The sequence below is a fragment of the Lysobacter sp. 1R34A genome (assembly GCF_051217035.1).
Classification (GTDB): domain Bacteria; phylum Pseudomonadota; class Gammaproteobacteria; order Xanthomonadales; family Xanthomonadaceae; genus Lysobacter.
In genome coordinates this window covers 1-4,433 of the sequence record NZ_JBPKJP010000173.1, presented here as the reverse complement: position 1 = coordinate 4,433, position 4,433 = coordinate 1, and the positions used below count along the sequence as shown (strand labels likewise).

The window sequence follows — 4,433 nt, the reverse complement described above, 5'->3', positions numbered from 1 at the left end:
GTTGCGCCGAGCGCGAGCGGCGCAGCGGGCTCGACGAGGATTGGCACGACTGGCGCCGGCGCGCGCGGCGGCTGTCGCAGCAGCAGCGCGCGCTGAAAGCGGCCAGGCTCGGCCGCGACGCGCCGAAGTTCGACAAGCACACGATCGAGCGGCTGGGAGCGGCCCAGGATCTGAACCTGCTGCTCGACCATTGCGGGCGCCGTTCGGTGTTCGGCAAGGCCGACCGCGGCGCCCTGCGGCGCTATGCGCAGGGCGAGCTGGCGCGGTCGCGCGGGGAGATCGTGAACGCGGACGCGACCGAGGGCGGCCCGGAATAGGGGGCGTTCGCGAGGCCTGCCCTCACCCCGGCCCTCTCCCGCGATCGGAAGAGGCGCCAAGCCGAATGCGGGGCGGCCGACCGACCCCGCGACCGCCGGTCGGCCGGCGCCAGCTGAACCCCTTCAGCCGCGCCCGCTGCGGCGCGCCTTGCCCGTTGGAATAAACGACCCCATCACATCGCAGAGCCGTACCGGCGCGAAGGGTCCGCGCCTGGTGGCATCATTTGCCCAGGACCGGCCGCTTCGGGCCGGCCCCCGTGGTCTGTCGGAGTTTCGAAATGCCCGCTTCCCTGATCGATTTCCTCGCCGGCGGCCTGGTCCAGGCCGGCTTCTGGGAACTCGCCGTGTACTTCCTCGCGGTCACCCAGCTCACCATCATGTCGGTGACGCTGTACCTGCACCGTTCGATGGCGCACCGCTCGGTCGATTTCCATCCCGCGCTGGCGCATGTGTTCCGTTTCTGGACCTGGCTGACCACCTCGATGATCACCAAGGAGTGGGCGGCGATCCATCGCAAGCATCACGCCAAGTGCGAGACCGAGGAAGACCCGCACAGCCCGCAGTTCAAGGGCATCGACACGGTGATGTGGCGCGGCGTCGAGCTGTACCGCGAAGCGCGCGCCGAGCGCGAGGACATCGAGAAGTACGGCAAGGGCTGCCCGGACGACTGGATCGAACGCAAGCTCTACACCCCGCACGCGACCATGGGGCCGGTGCTGCTGCTGTTCCTCAGCTTCGCCCTGTTCGGCTTCGCCGGCGTGGCGATCTGGGCGCTGCAGATGGTGTGGATTCCGTTCTGGGCCGCCGGCGTGGTCAACGGCCTCGGCCACTGGTGGGGGTATCGCAACTTCGAGACCACCGACACCGCGACCAACCTGACCCCGTGGGGTTTCTGGATCGGCGGCGAAGAGCTGCACAACAATCATCACGCGTTCCCGAGCTCGGCCAAGTTCGCCCTGCGCAAGTGGGAGTTCGACATCGGCTGGACGGTGATCCGCGGCCTGCAGGCGTTGCGCCTGGCCAAGGTGCTGCGGGTCGCGCCGGCCCTGGACGTGCGCCCCAACATCGCCATGCCCGACACCGAAACCCTGCGCGCCTTGCTCGCGATCCGCTTCCAGGCGATGACCGACTACTACCGCAGCGTGACCTTGCCGAGCCTGCGCGAAGAAGCCGCGCATGCCGGCGACCGCATGCGCACCCTGCCGCGCCGCCTGCGCAAGGGCCTGGCCGATGGCGGCCGCTGGCTCGACGACGGCGCGCGCGCGCGCCTGCAGAGCTGGATCGACGAGCGTCCGCGCATGGCGACCCTGGCCGAATTCCGCCAGCGCCTGGCGCAGGTGCTCGACGACCGCTCTCACGACGCGCAAGCGACCTTAAACCGCCTGCACGCCTGGTGCGTCGATGCCGAGGCCAGCGGCATCCAGCAGCTGCAGGCGTTCTCCGCGCGCATGAAGGGCTACGCCCTGGCGCCGGCGCGCCACTGACCGAAGCCGGTTCGCCGGCCTGTCGTTACAGCAGAACCCGCGCAGCGATGCGCGGGTTTTTTCTTGCCCGCGCGCGCCGCCGGCCGGTGTGCGACGGCTCGACCGACGGCCCGCGCGGCGCCCGCCTCAAGACCGCGACGCCGATCAGCATTTGCCGGCCGGCGAGGGTGTAGCGTGCTCGGCAATGGAGTCGCCGCGCCGGACCGCGTCCCGCGCCGCATAAGGAGATGCCGCATGCGCAGGGACATCGCTGCCCGAATCATCGCAGCCGCCACCATCGCCGCCGTCCGCGCGCCGCTTCCGATCCTCTTCAACCTGCCCGTCCGTGCCGTCTTGCGCGGCGCGCGAGCGATGTCGTTCCAAGGACGAACCCGCCACCCGTGAACGCGTCGCGCCAGGGATGGGGCCGCGCTTCAAGCACAGGAGACAGAACAGATGAAGGTATTCCGTAGCAAGCGCATCAAGCTGCTCATGCTGGCCTCGTTGTTCGCTGCCGGCATCGGCTTCGGCGTGGCCCAGGCCGACAGCCCCTACCGCGAAGGCTGCCCGCCGAAAGTCGGCTGCAAGTACGGCGGCCAGCGCATCGGCTGCTGCCTGCTTCCCTGAGGAATCGGGCGCATGAAGACCCTGCGTGGCACCCGCACGAGATACCTGGCGATCGCGGCGCTGTTCGCCGCGTCGGTCGGGTTCGGCGCGGCCCAGGCCGACAACCGCTACGCCGAGGGTTGCGCGCCCAAAGCCGGTTGCCAGTTCGGCGGCACTCGCTTCGCCTGCTGCATGGACGATTCCTGATCTCGGCCGCCGATAGGCGTGCGTGAGCGGCCTCGCGCCGCGCGCACCGGGTGGCCGGCGTCGCCTTCGCGCGGCGCCGGCGCCCGATCCGGAACTTTCCGGATACCGCCGCTTCCCAATTCAGACCGATCCGGGGCAGCCGGTCGGCAACGGGGCGTTCGCCGCCCTGCGCGTTGGTCGCCGCGCTCCGCGCCAGGACTTGCCTGGCGCCGCCGCGCGCGTCAGGCTGCGCGGCAAAGCCGCCGCTCCCGGCGTCATCCGGTTCCCGCGCATGCGCCGATGGTTCGCGATCGCCTTGTGTTTTCCGCTGCTGAGCGCGGCCCAGCCGGTCGCCTCGACCGGCGACTATCTCTCGCGCATGGACGGCGACCAGGACGGCAAGATCTCGCTGCTGGAATACCAGGACTGGCTCAGCTACGCCTTCGACGCGATGGACGCCAACCGCGACGGCCTGCTCGATGCGCAGGAGCAGCCCGCGAGCGGCCGCAGCGCGCGCGCCGCTTTGTCGCGCGAGCAGCATCGGCTCACCCTGGCCGAGCGTTTCGGCAAACAGGACCGTAACCGCGACGGCTGGCTCGACGCGCGCGAACTCGCCTCGCCACCGCAGTGATCGCCATCTTGCGTCCATGCGGATCGCCGATTCGGTGAGGCGTTCAGGCCGATGCGATGCGCATCCGGCCGATTTTCCGCAGTCCCGTTCTCCGCGGCCCCATTCTCCGCAGTCCGTCGCAATGCCCGGATCGCGCAATTGCCGCGCCGCAGCGCGCGTGATACCTAGTCGCGATGAATTACGCATTGCCCCGCGGCGAACTCGATACCTTGTTCGCCGGTCCCCAGTCGGTCACCTCCGAACAACGCTGCGAACTGGCCGAACTGATCGTCGAACGCCTGCGCCAGGTCCACGGCGAGCGCCTGCTCGCGGTCGCGCTGTACGGCTCCACCGCGCGCGAAGGCGACGGCCCGTATTCGGATCTCGAACTGTGGGCGGTGCTCGACGACGACGCGCTCGGCGCCGACTACGACGGCACCCTGGAATGGGTGCACGGCCGCGGCAAGGCCGAGCTCAACCTGATGTCGCGCACCGCCATCGAGGCCTATGCGCGCGAAGTCGGCGAAGGCTGGGCGCTCAGCCACGGCCAGTTCGTCCATGCGCGCGCGCTGTGGATCGCGCCCGACCACGGCGCCCTGGTCGAGACCTTGCGCTCGCTCGCCGCGCACCCGAACGATGCCGCGGTCGACGCGGCCCTGGCCGAGATCGTCGTCGGCGAGTTGTACGAGCTGGTCGGCAAGCTGCGCAATCGCTACGCGCGCAAGCCGCTGGCCCTGATCGCGTGCGACTTCGCCCAGCACCTGGCCTGCCTGATCGGCCTGGCCGAGCGGCACGTGTTCGCATCGAGCGGGACCATGTTCGACGAGGCCGCCGACCTGCCCGGGCCGGACGGTGCAGCGCAGTTGTTCGGTCTCGTCGCCCAGGGCGACCTGCGCGACGAAGTAGTGTTGACCCTGGCGATGGAACGGGTCTGGGCCGGCCTGGAGGAATGGGCGCATGCGGCCTCGTTGAACGAGGCGCTGGAAGCGCGCTGCGCTGCCTCGGAGCGCTGAACGCGGCCGATCCGGTACAGTCCGCATCGTCGACGGGACCGCCGCAGGCGGATTGGGCGCGTCCGCATCGGCGCGACGCGCGCATCGCTGTCCGGATCCTGCGCAGTGCCGTCGACCATCCGACTCCGGCTTCGCGATCGACCGACGAGGGCCTCACGCCATGGGCCGACTGCTCCACCCCTGGTCCGCCGAAGCGCGCCTCGTCGCCGCGCGCGGCGGCGCCTGGCGGCGCGGCCGG

7 protein-coding genes are annotated in these 4,433 nt (G+C 70.4%); all 7 read left to right on the top strand.

The features are described 5' to 3' along the window. On the top strand, window positions 1-317 hold a 317-nt coding region (locus tag ACSAMQ_RS20070), incomplete at its 5' end, for a hypothetical protein (RefSeq protein ID WP_435397352.1). A gap of 278 nt (window positions 318-595) precedes the next feature. After that, on the top strand, window positions 596-1,801 hold the full coding sequence (locus tag ACSAMQ_RS20065) for a DesA family fatty acid desaturase (RefSeq protein ID WP_435397351.1): 1,206 nt from the start codon (window positions 596-598) through the stop codon (window positions 1,799-1,801). A gap of 234 nt (window positions 1,802-2,035) precedes the next feature. Further along, complete coding sequence (locus ACSAMQ_RS20060) at window positions 2,036-2,185, top strand: hypothetical protein (protein WP_435397350.1); 150 nt, start codon at window positions 2,036-2,038, stop codon at window positions 2,183-2,185. Window positions 2,186-2,236: 51 nt separating this feature from the next. After that, entirely contained in the window at window positions 2,237-2,407 is a 171-nt protein-coding gene (locus ACSAMQ_RS20055) for a hypothetical protein (RefSeq protein WP_435397349.1), read from the top strand. A gap of 12 nt (window positions 2,408-2,419) precedes the next feature. After that, window positions 2,420-2,593: a hypothetical protein gene (locus ACSAMQ_RS20050; protein WP_435397348.1), complete on the top strand. Its 174-nt coding sequence runs from the start codon at window positions 2,420-2,422 to the stop codon at window positions 2,591-2,593. A gap of 271 nt (window positions 2,594-2,864) precedes the next feature. Continuing rightward, window positions 2,865-3,203 carry a hypothetical protein gene (locus ACSAMQ_RS20045; RefSeq protein ID WP_435397347.1) on the top strand — a complete coding sequence of 113 codons (339 nt, stop codon included), beginning with the start codon at window positions 2,865-2,867 and terminating at the stop codon, window positions 3,201-3,203. A 173-nt stretch (window positions 3,204-3,376) separates the two neighbouring features. Beyond that, window positions 3,377-4,195 carry a kanamycin nucleotidyltransferase C-terminal domain-containing protein gene (locus ACSAMQ_RS20040; protein WP_435397346.1) on the top strand — a complete coding sequence of 273 codons (819 nt, stop codon included), beginning with the start codon at window positions 3,377-3,379 and terminating at the stop codon, window positions 4,193-4,195. The last annotated feature ends 238 nt before the right edge of the window (window positions 4,196-4,433 follow it).